Raw genomic sequence first — 18,622 nt, 5'->3', positions numbered from 1 at the left:
CAGAATGTTAAGCTAATTTACTATATGCTTGCGTAATCTTAACAAATATATGTACTTGTTTTAATTAATCTCTTGTGATGCGATCAACTAAGATGTAAGATTAACCAAATTAGAAATAGAACTTTATCAAATTTCATAGAAACTTTACGTTTCACTGTTGGAGGTGACTAAAAATGCCCTTGTTTTTTCTGATTCCCCTTGTCACTGGTTTAGCAACTGGTTACATATCACAAAAGTGTCATGATGAAACAGCTTATATTATTAGTTTGTTTACAATCTTGAGTTTAATTTTGAGCTTGATTTTAGCACCGTGGCAAATACAGCTTTTGCTGTTGATTGTGGTGTTTGCTGGCACTCACAGATTTTTAAAACAGAAAAATTAACACAAGTTGAGAAAGACTAACATTATAGCTATAGCGAATAGCGATCGCCACAGATCCAGTCTTTCTCCAAGAATCATCAACAGTGCTAACTTGAATATCCTATTATTCCAACGCCGATCAGCCCGTAATTTTTATCATACTCAGTGGTGATTTCTAAGTATCATCCCTCATAGTAATCTTACTACTAGTATATACTTCACATCTTAGCTTTGTAGTTCACAACATAACCAAAAGCCGATTCAGGTTGATAATATTCACCCCAATCATCAGCTTTGTTACATAATGTATAAAAACTTACTAAGTTTTACTATAAATATCTCTAAACACTTAGCCTTGATTATATTTTATGGATTACACTTAATCATCTAATTGATCAAAAATCTACAAACACCGGGTTATATATGCTATCCCATAAAAAGACTCAAACCCTAACTACATCAATTATCTAATTTCCTATGCAAACACCGACTACAGAAAATTGGTCTAATTCTGATGGCATAACTGTATCCATGTTAGAGCAAATCACACCTTTAATCCTTACTTATAATGAAGAACCCAATATTGGACGCACACTTGAGTGTCTAACTTGGGCAAAAAAAATCATAGTTATTGATAGCTATAGTACTGATAAAACCCTGGAAATACTCAATTCCTACCCACAAGTCCAAGTATTTCAACGCGAATTTGATACTCATGGTAAACAATGGAACTATGGCTTAGAACAAGTTCACTCACCCTGGGTACTTTCTCTGGATGCAGATTATATAGTTACAGATGAGTTAATCTCTGAAATTGCTGCCTTACCTGTCGATGGGGAAATTGATGGCTACTTTGCTCAGTTCAAGTACTGTATATTTGGTAAACCCGTCCGCAACACCAGAATACTCCCACCCCGTCAAGTCCTCTTTCAAAAAAGCAAAGCCATCTATATTGATGATGGACATACACAAGTTTTACATCTGAATGGTAAGTCAGCTCTACTATCTGGTTATCTATACCACGATGATCGCAAACCCTTTAGCCGTTGGCTATGGTCACAAGAACGCTATACAATCCTAGAATCCAAGAAAATCCTAGAAACTCCCTTCAATGAACTAGATTGGGTTGATCGTATCCGTAGACAAAAATTTTTAGCTCCTTGGATGGTCTTTCTCTATTGCTTAATTATCGAAGGCTGGATTTTTGACGGTTGGCATGGTTGGTATTATGTATTTCAACGTGTGTTAGCTGAAACTATCTTGGCAATTCGTATCATTGAAACCGAGAAATTAAAACGCAACTGAGGAAGCTACTACATCCGTTTTCCTCTCAGGGTTTCTAACTCTGAGATGAAAAAGTTACCCAGTACTTACGCAACTGGGATATTAGTAGGGTGCGTCAGACCTCTTAAATACTGTCAATAAACAGATTTTTGATATCTGACGCAACCTACAAGACTAAGTCTGAAATGATTGATCAATTCTTACGAGTAGCAACACACATCAACGACAATGCAGCTTCTGCGGTGTCAGGGTCAATACCAGATAATCTCTGAGCTACACGATACTTCCAAAAAGGTCTACCGTAATTACCTTTTAATGCTTCTGCACCCACCAAATGGTTATGGGGGTAAACCTTAACCCCAAATCCCATTGGTTCTAGTGTTTCATAAAACATCTCTGATGTCACACCATCACAAGCATTGTGATGTACCTCCGTTGCCAAACACCAGGACTGCTCCTCTGGAGTGGAATGTCCACCTCGTTTCATATAACGGTAAATTGGCAACCTTAATTGCCATAATAGTGAACCTAAACCTTTGAACTGATAAGCACTTTTTTGCGGATCGTGATCTGTGATTAGCATTCCACCAGGACGCACCAACTTAGCTGCCTCTTGTAAAACCTTGGCCATATCATCGCAATGATGCAAAGTAGCATTAAGCGTCACAATATCAGCAAAACCAGCAACCAAAGGTAGATTTTGAGCATCAGCCACAATTGCTTTATATCCCAATTGACTGGCTATTTTCAAAGCACCAAGAGAAACATCTACACCAATTAATAACTCAGGTTCACCACAAGATTCTCTGAGAGCTGCATACAAATTCCCTGGGCCACAACCAATATCTACTACTATTTTGCCATCCCAACTACCAATCACTTGTTTCCACAGTTCCACAAATTTTTCATCTCTATGGCAGGCTTGAAAATAACCGACTCCCCATTGCGGATGCCCAAAGTAGTAACTATTTGCTTGCATGGCTGGAGTGGGATTTAAAATCTTGCAAACAACTATATCTTCATCCCATCTCTCAATTTCCTCTGAATGTAAAAAATACTGAGCGGAGTTTTTGATTTGTTGTTTTAACATAGAGTATGAATTTAAACGTATATTTACGAACTGACCTGTTGATAATACGAATATATCAAATTGCTTTTGTCATTAGGTCAACTTTATTGAAAAAAAACAATAAGTTTATGTAGGATTCTAGTTGACATTTACATTGGATTGTGTATTTTAAATACATTCAAGAGATTGAATAATTTCAACGATAATAATACTTAAATATCAAGTCGCCAAATTTTCCTGAATAAATTATCTATTTTGCCTTTAATATCTTGATTCAAACAGTAAAATAGTTGAGTAGTTGTAAATTTATTTACCTAAGTAGGTTAAATTGCTAATGTCAGACCAAAATAATATAAGAAATTATTATATTGAACAAATTTTACATAAACTTGAACAGTCTAAGTATGCCTTAAAAAATGATTTTGCCATCAAAGACAGAATAAATAGTTGTTATGTAGATGACTTATTGCATGAAAGTGATGTCATAGACATATACAATGCTTTCCCCAATAAAGAAGACTTACTACAGTTAAAAGATATCAGAGAGCATAAATACGTAGGTATACAGTTAAATAAATATAATCCCATTTTAGAAGAGATCATTTATGCCTTTCAGGATACTAGAGTAGTAAACTTGATTGCAGAGATCACAGGATTTGAAAAGCTAATGGCAGATAAGTATCTTTATGCTGCTGGTTTTAGCCTGATGGAATATGGGTGCTTTTTAAATCCTCATCTGGATAATTCTCATGACAAAGATATCAAGAATTATCGAGTCTTAAATTTACTCTATTATGTTACTCCCGATTGGCAAGAAAATTATGGCGGTAATTTGGAACTGTGGGATAAAGGTTTAAAGCAATCTTGTAGAACCATCCATAGCAAATTTAACCGACTCGTGATTATGGTGACAAATAGAACTTCCTTGCATTCCGTTAGTCCTATTAATCATCATGGTCGGCGTTGTTGCATATCAAATTATTACTTCTCGCCAAAACCAGCTACACCAGAGAAGTATTATCATGTTACTTCTTTCCGAGGCCGTCCAGAACAACAACTGCGAGATATTGTGTTGCAAGGAGATGCTATGTTACGCAATGTAGTGCGTAAAGTCTTTAAGCACGGAATTAAAAAACCTCATTTTTATAGAAAGTAGAGTATGTTAGCAATCCAATTAGATTCCTGAAATTACTTGTGTAGGTAGGGGTTGGGGGAACATGAAAAAATTAGGTAGACCTGTGCTAAGTTGTTTCAAAAATCACATATGAGTCTTAATAAAGATGCTACTTCTTCAAAAGAGTAAATTACACTCTGATTGCCCTTTCTTGTGTCCTCTCTTCTCCGGCTAAGTATTGTTTAGCAATTGAGAAATCACCGCTAAACTCATTTTTCTCAATCACACCATTAATTAATAAACCTAAAACTTTTTGACTCGAACGCTATAACATATAGCAGATTTCATTGCTATGACGTACAAATTATAATAACAAAACTCTTGTGGAGTGGGCATATTGCCCGCCAATAGTGTACATCATTACACCGGAAAGTGCTGCATCACTACAGGTAGCTCATAAAAAAATGTAACAAAGTGCTTATAAAATTTGAATTTAGGGCAATTTGTGGAAAATGATAATTCTAGTCTCTAATGTTGATGTCCTAATTTCTGTCTGAGCAATGATCGTTCTAGTCGATTTAACACACGAGAGATCAATTCTGGTTCTACAATTGGCTTTCTGATGTAGTCATCACCTCCCACTGCATAAACTTTATACAAGATTTCTATATCCTCGTGAGCGGAAAGGAACAGCACAGGCAATGGACTCCACACATGGTCATTACGTACTGCTTGGCATACTTCTATCCCATTAAAATAGGGCATTTCGATATCTAAAATCAATAGTTCAGGTCTAGTCGATTCCAATACCTCCCAGAATTTTCGAGGGTTTGATAATGTTGTTACTTGTAGCCCCCAAGGTGATAGTATACTACTAACCTGATTCAATGTTGTTATATCATCATCTACAATCAGAATTTTAGTGTTATTAATAGTACTTTGATGGAGTGCTGTGTTGGCAGCACCCAATACTTCACTTGCAGACATGGTTTTGTGTAGGAAGCTATGCGCTCCTAAACGGGCAGCCTCTATGCGGTTAGATAATTGGTTGTTGCTCGTAAAAACTAATATAGGAATTTCAGGTTGATTTCGAGTCAGTTCGGCAAGGAAGGTTAAACCACTCTCATTGTCATCGGCAAAGGATAAATCTAATAAAACGACATCTGGGGAATTGAAGGCTAGTAGAGTTCTGGCTATTTTGGGGTTTGCAGCTACATCTACTTGAAAATCCCAAACTCCTGCTTCTAGTTGCAGTCGTTCAGTTAAAACCGTATCATCGTCAATAATTAGTAGTCGGGGTGATGTTATCTGAGAAAGCTGAGGGTTGACAGGTGAAAATGGTTGTTGCTGCAATGTTTGTTTGAGTAACTTGACAAACTTTGCCATCTGTACAGATTTATCTTGGGGTGACACAGTTTGTTGTTCTAACAAATGTTCAATATTCCGTGCTATTTTTGAACTTTCGGAGTAACCATAGCACCCCAAAGAGCCGGCTAAACGGTGAGCTTCTCGCTGGGCTTGTTGAATGATGTCGTCTTGTGGGTTGACATTTGCTAATTGAACAATGGCCAATTCTAATATCGTAAATTTTTCTCTCAAGGTTTCGTGCAATTCTTCCCGCATCTCTGCTATCATCGCCATGATATTACTTTTGGCTTGATGTTGTTCGACTAAATCACAATTGGAATTTGTGGGAGTTTGGGCTGTCGATTGTTCTTCTTGTTTGAGCCGATAACCTAAACCATAAACTGTTTCAATTAAATCTACAGTCATGCCTATGGCTTTGAGTTTCTGACGTAAACCTTTAATTTGGGTTGTCACAGCTTCTTCTCCGGGAAATTCCCCAGATGCCCAAATTCTGTCTAGCAATACACTTCTACTAAATATTCTGTGGGGATTTTGCAGAAAAGTTTCTAGTAAACCATACTCTTTAGGAGTTAGGTGCAAACGCTTGTGTGCATAACTGACTTCTTTAGTATTGGTATCTAGTCGTAAATTTTCCCAGGTTAAAACTGTTGTTAAAATAGCTCTGCTACGCCGCAGTAATGCCCGAATACGGGCAATGAGTTCTGATATATCAAAAGGCTTGACAATATAGTCGTCTGCGCCAGCTTCTAAACCAATAACCCGCATACTGGTGTCTTCCTTGCTAGTCAGCATGAGAATGGGGCTTTGATACTTGTCCCTTCGGAGTTGGCGACAGACTTTAATTCCATCTAGTATAGGCAGCATCACATCTAAAATTAGCAAGTCATAATTAAATGCTTTTGCTAACTCCAGGCCAGTTTGTCCATCTTTGGCTATTTCTATTTGGTAGTTAAAAGTTGAAAGTGCTTCTAAAAGTAAAGAAATTGTATTTTCATCATCTTCTATCAAGAGAATTTTCATGTTATATTCGGACTTTTAGTATAAAATATTACTTAAATTTAATGTATTTAACTAATTAAAGTTAGCATAAGTCAACTAGCTATCAACAAGAGAGCAGGGGAGCAATTACTGGGGAAATTTGAATATTTTATATTCAGGTTTCTAGGGAGGACGGATGAAGCAAGAATCCTCAACATGACGGCTGAGGAGTGTCAATGATTTAATACTTTGCGGAACACAATTTTATCGTCGCCCAGCGTGTAGAAGTCACGGATGCGCGCTTCCTCCTCATAGCCGCACTTTGCGTAGAACGCCCGTGTGCGTTGGAAACTTGGCAACCCTGATGTTTCCACCAGCAGCATACGCCCACCGCGCACACTTAATGTTTGTTCAACGTAACGCAGCAGTTTTGTACCCCGTCCTTGTCCTTGCCGATCAGGTCGAATGGCGATAAGTTGGAGATTCCAGGTTTGATTAGTCATTTGTTCCGCTTGGCAATATGCAACCCCAACCGGCTCATTGTCATCGTCGGTGAGCCAGAAATGATCAGTGTTGCTGTCGTCACTGAAGTAATCAGCTAGCATTTTGCTGAGAAGCTCAAGTTCGTTGGACTGGAAGCCAATCGCTTCAGCTATGGTGATGAGTGCGTTTGTGTCATCGGGTGTGGTCGGTCGAATCATGGTTTATGTTTGTTGATCTGGGAAATTAAATATTCCTGATATTGCCATAAATACTAAATGCGCTGCCAAGTTTCGTGGATGGCAGCGCAACTCATGATGACTGTCAACACTTAACAGTTAACAGTCAACATTGATGTATTTTTTCAGAAAAATTTATCTGGGGAACAGTCTACGGTTAGGTTGTTCTGGAATTACTGCATAAGCATCAATCTCAAACAACATACCATCTAATGCCAGTCTAGGAACGGGTATCAGGGTATTTGCGGGAGGTTTAAAACCCCACAAATTGGTAATTTCACGTCCTAACGGGATCAATTTTTCTTGAGTATGATCAACTATTAAAACAGTAGTTTTGAGTACATCTTCTGGTTTTGCACCAACAGCATTTAAGGCGAAGCGGAGGTTTTGAAAAGCCTGTATTAACTGTGGCTCAAATTCACTAGAAACAAGATTACCTTGTAAGTCTGAGCCAAATTGACCAGAAATATAGACGGTTCTTGTTCTTGGTGGTGTTACAGCAATATGACTATAACCATTTCGGGTTGCGTCGTAGAGATTTGGGGGATTTATCAACTCCACATCTTTGTTATTTTGAGCATTTGCTTGATCTTGCCCTGCTACTACTAAGCTTGTAGCTATCCCACCGCCCCCAAGCCATAAAAGAGCATTTCGTCTTGAGAATTTTGATACTAATGAATTGACAGTGGTAGTGATGCGTTGGTTCATTACAAGTCCCTATATGAGTGGTTTATTTTAGCCAATGCTTAATTTTATTATCTGAGCAATTTGAATAAAAAAACACTAGTAAAAACACTTTTATTATGTATGTTTACGCAAGATTCATAAAATTAATATATGCCACTGCTAGGAGACTTGCAATTCAAAAATATTCCATCGGTCTTGTTAACTGATGAGATTACGAATTTTTAGAACATATATAGGGCTATTTGATTTATACTTTTAAGTTCGTCTGGTTATGGAGAGTAGTTAAAGTTGTATGTCTAGCCTGAGTTCTGATATGGTTCGCGTTTATTTGCAAGAAATTGGTCAGTTCCCTTTATTAACATCAGACCAAGAAATAACTTATGGCAGGCAAGTACAACAAATGATTGCCATTGAGCAGCACAAGCAGCAGCTTAGTGAAGAATTGCAACGAGAACCAACCCTAGCAGAATTAGCGCAGTTTGTAAATAAAAGCGAAACAGAAATCAATCAAATACTTCAGATTGGTCAACGAGCTAAACAAAAGATGGTGACAGCCAACTTGAGACTTGTAGTTTCGGTTGCGAAAAAATATCAGCGTCAGAATTTGGAATTTTTGGATTTGGTGCAAGAAGGAGCAATTGGTTTACAAAGAGGTATAGAAAAATTTGATCCCAACCGAGGTTATAAATTATCTACATACATATATTGGTGGATTAGTCAAGCAATTACAAGAGCGATCGCAGAAAAATCCCGAACAGTCAGGCTACCGATTCATGTGAATGAAAAACTCAATCAAATTAAAAAAGTCCAGCGAGAATTGTTTCAGACACTCGGTCGTCGTGCCACTGTAGCCGAAATTGCCGAGAAATTGGACTTAGAACCTAAACAAGTTCGAGAATATCTCTCTGCTGCTAGTAGCACCATTTCTCTAGATTTAAAGGTGGGAGATAATCAAGATACAGAACTGAGTGAATTGCTAGCGGATGAAGGGACTTCACCGAATGAACAGATTACCCAAGAAATGTTACGCCAAGATTTAAGTGATTTATTAGCATCACTCAAACCTGTACAGCGCGAAGTCTTAATTTTGCGCTTTGGACTCTTAGATAATCAAGAACGCAGTTTAGCCCAAATTGGGGAAAAGCTGAATGTCAGTCGAGAACGAGTCAGGCAAATCCAGCAGCAAGCAATTACAACCTTGCGCCGTCAACAACCATCTATAGGACAGTATCTTTTTTCTTAAGGTGAATCTTTAAGAGCAATTCTCTATAAAGTTGCGCCAAATAAATGATGTAGAGACGTTGCACCCAACGTCTCTACAGTACAGAATAAAGTGCATCTATGGCTACGCCAGGCAAGCTACATCAAGAAATGGTATAAGAGCAATTCAAATATAACCTCAGCCCTGAAATTGCAAAATATTTCAGGGCTTAAATTGTGGGAATTTGTGGACGGATTTGAGAAAACTGGTATAAAATCAATCCCGTAAAATGAGAGTATTGGCAGCGAAATATGAAACTTATTTATCAAGGGTGGGGTGTAACTTTACTAGTATTAGCGACACTAACTTTACCTTTGCCTGCATTTGCAGAAATCGTGAATATTAACTTGTTACAACTGAATGATGTCTACGAAATTACGCCAGTGGAGGGGGGAACTCGTGGGGGTTTAGCTCGTGTGGCTACCCTCCGACAGCAACTTTATCAAACCAACCCCCGCACCTACACTGTATTAGCTGGAGACGTTTTAAGTCCTTCGGCTTTAGGAACAGCCAAAATTAACGGTATACCTTTAGCTGGCCAGCAAATAGTAGCGGTGATGAACGCTATGGGGTTGGACTATGGAACTTTTGGCAATCATGAATTTGACTTACCAAAAAACCTCTTTTATCAAAGACTAAAAGAATCTCGGTTTCGTTGGGTGTCAAGTAATGTCTCAGATAATACAGGTAAACCCTTTATAGGTGTTCCTCGCTCGATAGTATTCAATGTCAAAGGCGATCGCGGAGCTTTAGTCAGGGTAGGATTAATTGGTGTCACCCTCAATAGTAATCAGCCTGAGTACGTCAGTTATATTGATCCCATAGCAGCAGCCCAACAGCAAGTCAAAGCACTCAAGGGAAAAGTTGACATCATAGTTGCGCTCACCCATTTATCTATTCAAGATGACCGCAAACTAGCCGAAACTGTACCAGAAATCGACATTATTCTTGGTGGTCATGAGCATGAAAATATCCAGCAATGGCGGGGTCGGGATTTTACACCAATTTTTAAAGCCGATGCTAATGCCCGTACAGTTTACGTGCATCAATTGAGTTACGATACTATCAAAAGAAATCTCGAAATTAACTCCCGCTTAATACCAATTACTGATCAAATTCCTGACGAACCAAAAACTGCAAACATCATCAAACAATGGCTAGAACGAGGTTATCAAGCATTTCGTGCCAATGGTTTTGAGCCAAAGCAAAAAATTGCAGAATTAACATTTGCTTTAGATGGTTTAGAATCTAGCGTCCGTAACCAACCTACAAAACTAACGCAGTTAATTGCCGAGGCTATGTTACAGGAAGTACCTAACGCAGATTTAGCGATTTTTAATAGCGGTTCAATTCGGATTGATGATGTAATTCCCCCAGGTACTATTAACCAATATGATGTGATTCGCATACTACCTTTTGGCGGTAAAGTTGTAGCAGTAGAAATCACTGGTGAGTTGTTGCAAAGAGTATTAGATCAAGGACAAGCTAATCAAGGTACTGGTGGTTATTTGCAAACAGCTAAAGTTAGTCAAATCGCAAATTCTAAAATTTGGTTGATTCAAGGCCAACCTCTTGACCGCAAACGAACTTACAGGATTGCTATTAATGATTTCTTAATCAGTGGTAAAGAAATAGGATTAAACTTTTTAAATCTTCAACAACCAGGAATTAAACTCATTGGTGAAAAACGGGATATTCGTTTTGTGATGATTGACCAATTAAAAAAACTTTAATTTTTGCTCAAAACCCTTCTCAATTGCATATCTTGCCGTATCCACAAGGATTGACAAACTAAAAGCTGGGTTAACATCAAAGTCAAATGTGCTACGTTATCCCAAGCAAGATACCGCAGTCCATCATCAGCTTCATCAACTGGGGAGAATCTCAGATGTTAGCACAATGGCAAGGCTTCAACACTGGCAAATGGATAGAAGAAATCAACGTCCGTGACTTCATCCAAAAAAATTACACCCTTTACACTGGTGATAACTCTTTTCTAACAGGTGCAACTGCAACAACTCAAGCACTCTGGAAGCAAGTCCAAGACTTAATGGCACTTGAGCGCGAACAAGGTATTCTCGATACAGATACAAAAGTTGTTTCCACAATTACCTCCCATCAACCGGGTTATATCAACCGCGAACTAGAACAAATAGTAGGATTGCAAACTGACAAACCCTTAAAACGTGCCATCATGCCGTTAGGGGGGATTCGGGTTGTCAAAGATTCCTTAAAAGCTTACGGTTACGAAATCGATCCCCAAACCGCAGAGATATTTACCAAATACCGCAAAACCCATAATGATGGGGTATTTGATGCCTATACCCGTGAAATGCGTTTATGTCGGCACTATGGGATTATCACCGGCTTACCAGATGCTTACGGACGCGGCAGAATTATTGGGGATTATCGGCGAGTGGCGTTGTATGGTGTTGATGCTCTGATTGAAGACAAAAAAGCACAACTCATATCTTTAGAATTAGATGTCATCGACGAAGAGACAATTCGCCTACGGGAAGAAATTTCCGAGCAAATTAAAGCACTGTTTGAACTCAAGACAATGGCTGCAAATTATGGGTGTGATATTAGTCAACCCGCAGCGACAGCAAAAGAAGCTGTGCAGTGGCTATATTTTGGCTATCTGGCAGCCGTCAAAGAACAAAACGGTGCGGCGATGTCCTTGGGACGAGTTTCTACATTTTTGGATATCTACTTTGAACGGGACTTACAACAAGGAAAAATCACCGAGTCGGAATTGCAAGAACTCATTGACCATTTTGTGATGAAATTACGCATGGTCAGATTTTTGCGGACACCCGATTACAATCAACTTTTTTCTGGTGATCCCACTTGGGTGACAGAATGTGTTGGTGGTGTGGGTGAAGATGGTAGACCTTTAGTTACTAAAAATAGTTTCCGTATTCTGAACACTTTGTATAATTTAGGCGCAGCACCAGAGCCAAATTTAACCGTGTTGTGGTCGGAAAGCTTACCAGAGAACTTTAAACGGTTTTGTGCGAAAGTTTCAATTAATACTAGCTCTATCCAGTATGAAAACGACGATTTGATGCGTGGATACTGGGGAGATGATTATGCGATCGCCTGTTGCGTTTCCGCTATGCGAATCGGTAAGCAAATGCAGTTTTTTGGTGCGCGAGTCAATCTAGCTAAGTGCTTGCTGTATGCGATTAACGGCGGTAAAGATGAAAAATCTGGCGAACAAGTTGCAACCCCAATTGCACCTATCACCGATGAATACCTAGATTATCAACAGGTGTGGGATCAGCTAGAAATCATGATGGCGTGGTTAGCGAAAGCCTATATCAACACTCTCAACGTCATCCATTATATGCACGATAAATACTGCTACGAACGCATTGAAATGGCATTACATGACCGTGATATTTTCCGCACAATGGCTTGCGGGATTGCAGGTTTATCGGTAGTCACAGATGCGTTATCAGCAATTAAATATGCAAAAGTCAAAGTTCTACGTAACGAAGCCGGATTAGCCATTGATTATGAAATTAGCGGCGATTTTCCCAAATATGGTAACAACGACAATCGAGTTGATGAAATCGCAGTCGATTTAGTAACTAAATTTATGAACGAACTGCGTCAACATCCCACTTATCGCCAAGCCACAGCTACACAATCAGTATTAACTATTACATCAAACGTTGTCTACGGTAAGAAAGGTACCGAATCTTGTGCGGTATTCGTAGGGAATTTTTGCTACTGATTCTAACGAAGCGGATCGCGCCTTTACTATAGTAAAGGCGCGATCGCTTCGTTAGAATCAGTAGCAAAAATTCCCTACGAATACGCACAAGATGGGATTTCTAACACCTTCTCAGTTGTACCATCCGCTTTAGGTAAATTAGAAGTTGACCAAATCAACAACCTTGTCGGAATGTTGGATGGTTATTTCCATGATGGCGGACATCAAATTAATGTTAACGTCTTGAAGCGGGAAATGTTAGTTGATGCAATGGAACATCCAGAGTTATATCCCCAGCTAACCATTAGAGTTTCCGGTTACGCCGTCAACTTTATTAAATTAACGCGAGAACAACAACTAGACGTAATCAAGCGGACATTCCACGAACGATTTTAAATTTTAGATCATCCCAAACCCCACTTGTAGAGACGCGATAAATCGCGTCTTTCATGATTTATTTAGATCAACATCTAACAGGGATCATCCCTCAGCAAATTTAATTTTTGAAATTAATTACATAAAGCATTGTATCCCCACAAGTTCCTCACATTTATTATCTATAAATCATAGTGAAAGACAAAAGCCAGGTTGATGGGTGATGTCAAATTAGGTAACATTCATGCACAATCTTAAATGCCCAACTTTGCCAATCGCACATGACACACTAGAAAATCATCACATAATTCCAGAAAAAATTACTTCTGGTTATATACACTCAGTAGAAAGTTGTGGAACAGTTGACGGGCCTGGTATTCGATTTTTAATTTTCACCTCTGGTTGTCCACTACGTTGCTTGTATTGCAGCAACGTTGATTCTCGCTACCTGGAAAATGGTAAACAAGTCAGCGTTGATGAACTAGTACAAGAAATTCAGAAGTACACCTCTTATATGAAATCTTCTGGTGGAGGTGTCACCATCAGTGGTGGAGAACCACTAATGCAACCTGGATTTGTCCGAGAAATTTTTCAACGTTGTCGAGAATTAGGTATTCATACAGCGTTAAATACTTCTGGCTTTTGTAACTTAGCTTCTGCTAAATCTGTAGTGGAATTTGTAGATTTAGTCTTACTGGATATTAAATCATTTCACCCAGCGACTTACACTAAAGTTACAGGTTGCAATATCGAACCATCACTGGCTTTTGCTAAATATCTCCATGCAATTAATCAACCTACTTGGATTAGATTTGTTCTAGTTCCAGGTCTTACAGATAACCCAGATAATATTGCTGGTATCGCTGATTTTATTGCCCCATTCAATAATGTTGAAAGAGTAGAAGTTTTGCCATTTCATAAAATGGGCGAATATAAATGGCAAGAATTAGGATTTGAATATCTGTTGAGAGATACTCCCCCACCAACTCCAGAACAAATACAAACAGCGTTAGATATCTTTCGTAGTCGAGAAATATTTGCGATTTAAACAATAAGTAGAACGGCGTGAATAATTCAAGGTTTGTAGTAGGGACTTTAGTCCTCTCTTAAGGGCTAAAGCCCTTACTACAAGCTAATTCAATTAAATTTTACATCACTTAATGTAGTTTTTTTTCTCGCCGACTTACTTACATCAAACAAAAGCAGTCATAACCAATTACAATCAGCACCTTCCCCAAAGTTTTTGTTGCGTTACTACTTACATAAGGATAAAAATATGCAAGTGACCAATATTGAAGAATTAGAATTACTTGTACAACGAGTAAAACTTGCACAAGCAAAATATGCAAATTACTCTCAAGAACAAGTTGATATTATCTTTAAAAAAGCAGCATTAGCAGCGAATGCAGAACGGATTCCCTTAGCGAAATTGGCAGTTACAGAAACAGGTATGGGAATCATAGAAGATAAGGTGATTAAAAATCACTTTGCTTCGGAATTTATCTACAATAAATATAAACATGAAAAAACCTGCGGAATTATCGAAGAAGACCATACATTTGGGATTCAAAAAATCTCTGAACCTGTAGGAATTGTTGCCGGAATTGTCCCGGTAACTAATCCCACCGCTACAACAATTTTTAAAGCGTTAATTGCATTAAAAACGCGCAACGCCATTATTTTCTCACCCCATCCTAAATCGAAAAAATGCACTGTAGAAGCAGCAAAAATTATCCTCAAAGCTGCAATAGCCGCAGGTGCGCCAGCAGATATTATTGGTTGGATTGATGAGCCAACTGTAGAGTTATCTAAGGCTTTAATGCAGCATCCAGAAATTAAATTAATTTTAGCGACTGGCGGGCCGGGAATGGTGCGTGCTGCTTATTCTTCTGGTAATCCCTCATTAGGTGTTGGTGCTGGTAATACTCCAGCCGTTATTGATAGTAGCGCACATATTCAAACTGCTGTCAGTTCGATTTTATTAAGTAAAACCTTTGACAATGGCATGATTTGCGCTTCGGAACAATCTGTTGTTGTGGTTGATGATATTTACGATAAAGTCAAACAAGAATTTATCAGTCGTGGTGCTTATTTTCTCAATGCTGAGGAAAAACAAAAGCTGGGTAGTGTAATTTTAAAAGAGGGCAGATTAAATGCGGCGATTGTGGGACAATCAGTGGCGAATTTAGCTAAGTTGGCTGGAATTTCACTACCAAATAATGACGATTCTACTCAAACACCAAAAATCTATAAAGTCTTAATTGGCGAAGTGGAAACAGTAGGAGAAACTGAACCTTTTGCTTATGAGAAATTATCCCCCATTTTGGCGATGTATCGCGCCTCTAGTTTCCATGAAGCTGTAGATCAAGCTGAAAAATTAGTGGAATTTGGAGGACTAGGACATACATCAGTATTGTATACAAATCCTGCCAATCTTGATGATATTGCTTACTTTGAGAATAAGATGAAAACTGGGCGTGTTTTGATTAATACCCCATCTTCTCAAGGCGCGATTGGTGATTTATACAACTTTAAACTTGACCCATCTTTAACATTAGGTTGTGGAACTTGGGGAGGTAATACTGTTTCTGATAATGTGACACCTCATCACCTAGTTAATATTAAAACGGTTTCGCAACGTCGCCAAAATATGTTATGGTTTCGCGTCCCACCCAAAATATATTTCAAATATGGGTGTTTGCCTGTAGCGTTACGAGATTTAATAGGTAAAGAACGGGCTTTTATTGTTACAGATAAACCATTATTTGATTTAGGAATCGTCGATAAAGTTACCCAAGTCTTAGACGAAATTGGCGTAAAACATGACGTATTTCACGACGTTGAACCTGATCCCACATTATCCAATGTCAATAAAGGATTAGCTTTACTCAGAAACTATCAACCAGATGTGATTATTGCCATTGGTGGTGGTTCGCCAATGGATGCAGCCAAAGTCATGTGGTTGATGTATGAACATCCCGATGTGGAATTTGAAGGCTTGGCGATGCGGTTTATGGATATTCGCAAGCGGGTTTATGAATTACCACCTTTAGGACAAAAAGCCATCATGGTAGCCATTCCCACCACTTCGGGAACAGGTTCAGAAGTCACACCCTTTGCTGTGGTGACAGATGACAGAGTAGGAGTGAAATACCCCTTAGCAGATTATGCCCTAACTCCGAATATTGCGATCGCAGACCCGGAACTAACTTCAAATATGCCCAAAAAACTCACAGCATACGGTGGGATTGATGCTTTAACTCATGCCTTAGAATCCTACGTATCCGTAATGGCAAGTGAATTTACCGATGGTTTAGCACTACAAGCAATTAGGTTATTGTTTAAATATTTACCCAGTGCTTACAAAAATGGTGTCAATGACCCGAAAGCACGGGAAAAAGTTCATTATGCTGCCACAATTGCAGGCATGGCCTTTGCCAATGCCTTCTTAGGGATATGTCACTCAATGGCGCACAAACTCGGTGCAACCTTCCACGTTCCCCACGGACTCGCCAACGCCTTGATGATTTCCCACGTCATCCGCTACAACGCCACTGATGTTCCCTTCAAACAAGCAATTTTCCCTCAGTACAGATATCCCAACGCCAAAGACAGATATGCTTTAATAGCTGATCACCTGCACTTAGGTGGGAACAACGCCGATGAAAAAGTAGAATTATTAATTGCAGCAATTGAAAATCTCAAACGAGAAATTGATATTCCTGCGACAATTAAACAAGCTTTAGGAGACGAAGACAAAGAGTTTTATGCCAAGGTAGAAGAAATGGCAGAACAAGCATTTGACGATCAATGCACAGGAGCAAACCCACGTTATCCCCTGATGAACGACTTGAAAGAGTTATATGTCTTAGCTTATCAAGGTTGTCGCCTCAATGCAGCACTGTATCATAACGGTGATGCAGCAATGTTTTCAGAAAAGGTTAGTTGTTGATAATTCGTAATTCGTAATTCGTAATTCGTAATTCGTAATTCGTAATTCGTAATTCGTAATTCGTAATTGGGCATGGGGCATGGGGCAATAAAATCTCTAGCTTGTCTTCCTTGTCCCCCTTGTCTCAATACGGTTCAGTTAGGGCTAAAATCTGGGGTTTGTGAAGTAAGGAAGAGTTCGTAGTAAGGACTTCAGTCCTTAGATGAGGACTAAAGTCCTCACTACAAACTATTTTCTTAACTGAACTGTATTGCCCCTTGTCTACCTTGTCTACCTTGTCCCCCTTGTCTACCCCTGCCCCCCTGCTCCCCTGCTCCCCTGCCCCCTACCTTCCCTAAGAATCAGGAACAATCAATACCCCATCTTGAAGATTTAGCAAGCCGGAAACGATGATTTTATCCTGTGGTTGTAATCCTGAGAGGACTTGGTAATGATTGCGGCGGATATCGCCTAATTGCACTCGTTTTTGACGGGCGACTAATTGAGAGCCTGCTGCTGATGTTTCTGTTTGGGCGACATAGACAAAGGTGTTACCGGCTATGCGTGATACGGCTGTAGTAGGAATTAATACCCCTGGACGCTGACTCCAAATGACTCTGGCTCTGATGAGTTGGTCGGCTCTCAGTTGATGATTAGAGTTAGGGTATATGGCTTTAATCAGGATGGTTTGGGTGTCGTTGGTAGCGTTAGGAGCAATGAAAAATACCCGACTTGTACCTAAAACTTGCCCTTGGGGGTTCATAATCTCTACTGGCATTCCCTTGCGTAGTTGGGAGGCGCGTTCTAGGGGAACGGAGATATTAACTTCTAAGGGTTGGTTTTGACTGATGGTAGTTAATTGTGTGGATGTGGTGACAAAATCGCCTAATTTTACGGAAATATTGCCCACTGTACCAGAAAGAGGAGCAGTAATTCTGTAGCTTTGTAGTGGCTGTTGTTGAGCAGTATTTGTCTGAGCTTGCTGCCAAGTTGCTTGGGCTTGGGCGATGGTGGCTTTTTGAGCTTGAATCCTTGATTCTAAGGCTTTAAGACTAGCCGTAGCTATAGAGACTCGATTGGCTGCTTGCTCTTTGCTTTGTCGAGATACTGCCCCTTCGTTGGCTAAACTGGCATATCTTTCATATTCCTGCTGATTTAAACGTAAATCAGCTAGTTTAGATAATCTTTCTGTCTCTAAGGATCTGAGGGTGGTGTAAGCGTTTGCTAGCTGGACTTTGACTACATTCATGGCGGCATCGTTACCCAGAAATGCAGTTGGTTGCTGCCTGGGGTCGATTTGCATGACAGGAGAACCGGCGGCGATCGCATCTCCTGATTTGACGTATATTTGAGTAACTTGCCCTTGGCTTCTCGGTTGCAGCTTGATTGAGAGCCGGGATTCTAAGCTGGCTACAAAGTCTGTACTGTCTTCAATTATGCCTACTTGTACTGGCGATACTTTGACTCTTACCCCTGATGATTGGCTATTGGCTGCTGGTGCTTGATTAATTGGACTTAATAATCTCCAGGCTGCGGCTATTCCACCGACTAACAACAGTATAGCTGCTATCAATAACCGCAGTTTCCGCCAATTTACTGAGGATGACTCATAGGATGGTTGGGGAAGATTGTCGGGAAAATCAGTTTGAGATTCAGGGGATGACATAGCTGACAGCAAACCTACAAAACAAGTTAACGAAAATTGATCTGCAAAGAATTGTGATTGATTTTACCTATTTAGCATGAGGATTTTT

General features: G+C 39.4%; 15 protein-coding genes. 9 read left to right on the top strand and 6 right to left on the bottom strand.

Annotation, left to right across the window (positions count from 1 at the left end; all coding sequences use genetic code 11):
• The first annotated feature begins 173 nt into the window (after window positions 1-173).
• Window positions 174-383 carry a hypothetical protein gene (locus ACPZ3T_RS24690; protein WP_490272078.1) on the top strand — a complete coding sequence of 70 codons (210 nt, stop codon included), beginning with the start codon at window positions 174-176 and terminating at the stop codon, window positions 381-383.
• A gap of 455 nt (window positions 384-838) precedes the next feature.
• A complete protein-coding gene (locus tag ACPZ3T_RS24685; RefSeq protein ID WP_490272077.1) occupies window positions 839-1,666 on the top strand; it encodes a glycosyltransferase family 2 protein in 828 nt (275 codons plus the stop codon).
• 172 nt (window positions 1,667-1,838) lie between these two features.
• On the opposite strand, the gene ACPZ3T_RS24680 is transcribed toward ACPZ3T_RS24685, so the two are convergent.
• Entirely contained in the window at window positions 1,839-2,735 is an 897-nt protein-coding gene (locus ACPZ3T_RS24680) for a class I SAM-dependent methyltransferase (RefSeq protein WP_490272076.1), read from the bottom strand.
• Window positions 2,736-3,048: 313 nt separating this feature from the next.
• Here ACPZ3T_RS24680 and ACPZ3T_RS24675 point away from each other — a divergent pair, with 313 nt between their 5' ends.
• On the top strand, window positions 3,049-3,870 hold the full coding sequence (locus ACPZ3T_RS24675) for a 2OG-Fe(II) oxygenase (RefSeq protein ID WP_490272075.1): 822 nt from the start codon (window positions 3,049-3,051) through the stop codon (window positions 3,868-3,870).
• A 486-nt stretch (window positions 3,871-4,356) separates the two neighbouring features.
• Here the strand turns inward: ACPZ3T_RS24675 and ACPZ3T_RS24670 are convergent, their stop codons facing one another.
• From ACPZ3T_RS24670 to ACPZ3T_RS24660, 3 genes are all read right to left on the bottom strand, one after another.
• Complete coding sequence (locus ACPZ3T_RS24670; protein WP_490272074.1) at window positions 4,357-6,216, bottom strand: response regulator; 1,860 nt, start codon at window positions 6,214-6,216, stop codon at window positions 4,357-4,359.
• A gap of 191 nt (window positions 6,217-6,407) precedes the next feature.
• Complete coding sequence (locus ACPZ3T_RS24665) at window positions 6,408-6,875, bottom strand: GNAT family N-acetyltransferase (RefSeq protein ID WP_490272073.1); 468 nt, start codon at window positions 6,873-6,875, stop codon at window positions 6,408-6,410.
• 153 nt (window positions 6,876-7,028) lie between these two features.
• Window positions 7,029-7,601 carry a RidA family protein gene (locus ACPZ3T_RS24660; protein ID WP_490272072.1) on the bottom strand — a complete coding sequence of 191 codons (573 nt, stop codon included), beginning with the start codon at window positions 7,599-7,601 and terminating at the stop codon, window positions 7,029-7,031.
• A gap of 271 nt (window positions 7,602-7,872) precedes the next feature.
• Between ACPZ3T_RS24660 and ACPZ3T_RS24655 the strand changes: the two genes are divergently transcribed.
• The 6 genes from ACPZ3T_RS24655 (at window position 7,873) to adhE (ending at window position 16,889) form a co-directional block, all read left to right on the top strand.
• The gene (locus ACPZ3T_RS24655; RefSeq protein ID WP_490272071.1) at window positions 7,873-8,823 is read left to right on the top strand and encodes an RpoD/SigA family RNA polymerase sigma factor; all 951 of its coding nucleotides are present in this window, start codon (window positions 7,873-7,875) and stop codon (window positions 8,821-8,823) included.
• 269 nt (window positions 8,824-9,092) lie between these two features.
• Complete coding sequence (locus tag ACPZ3T_RS24650; RefSeq protein ID WP_490272070.1) at window positions 9,093-10,574, top strand: bifunctional metallophosphatase/5'-nucleotidase; 1,482 nt, start codon at window positions 9,093-9,095, stop codon at window positions 10,572-10,574.
• An 86-nt stretch (window positions 10,575-10,660) separates the two neighbouring features.
• Entirely contained in the window at window positions 10,661-12,583 is a 1,923-nt protein-coding gene (gene pflB, locus ACPZ3T_RS24645) for a formate C-acetyltransferase (RefSeq protein WP_490272069.1), read from the top strand.
• A 42-nt stretch (window positions 12,584-12,625) separates the two neighbouring features.
• On the top strand, window positions 12,626-12,958 hold the full coding sequence (locus ACPZ3T_RS24640; RefSeq protein WP_490277361.1) for a glycine radical domain-containing protein: 333 nt from the start codon (window positions 12,626-12,628) through the stop codon (window positions 12,956-12,958).
• 223 nt (window positions 12,959-13,181) lie between these two features.
• Window positions 13,182-13,985 (top strand): pyruvate formate-lyase-activating protein, encoded by an 804-nt coding sequence (pflA, locus tag ACPZ3T_RS24635; RefSeq protein ID WP_490272068.1) that lies wholly within the window; start codon window positions 13,182-13,184, stop codon window positions 13,983-13,985.
• Between the two features lie 228 nt (window positions 13,986-14,213).
• The gene (gene adhE, locus ACPZ3T_RS24630) at window positions 14,214-16,889 is read left to right on the top strand and encodes a bifunctional acetaldehyde-CoA/alcohol dehydrogenase (protein WP_490272067.1); all 2,676 of its coding nucleotides are present in this window, start codon (window positions 14,214-14,216) and stop codon (window positions 16,887-16,889) included.
• Here the strand turns inward: adhE and ACPZ3T_RS24625 are convergent.
• Both ACPZ3T_RS24625 and ACPZ3T_RS24620 read right to left on the bottom strand, forming a co-directional pair.
• Window positions 16,844-17,017 (bottom strand): alpha/beta hydrolase, encoded by a 174-nt coding sequence (locus tag ACPZ3T_RS24625; RefSeq protein WP_490272066.1) that lies wholly within the window; start codon window positions 17,015-17,017, stop codon window positions 16,844-16,846. The genes adhE and ACPZ3T_RS24625 overlap by 46 nt on opposite strands.
• A 206-nt stretch (window positions 17,018-17,223) precedes the next feature.
• Window positions 17,224-18,534 (bottom strand): efflux RND transporter periplasmic adaptor subunit, encoded by a 1,311-nt coding sequence (locus ACPZ3T_RS24620; protein ID WP_490272065.1) that lies wholly within the window; start codon window positions 18,532-18,534, stop codon window positions 17,224-17,226.
• Window positions 18,535-18,622: the final 88 nt, after the last annotated feature.

The organism is Aliinostoc maniaoense, from assembly GCF_058172895.1.
Note: the sequence above shows the minus strand (reverse complement) of the source record. Positions and strands in the feature narration are given on the sequence as shown.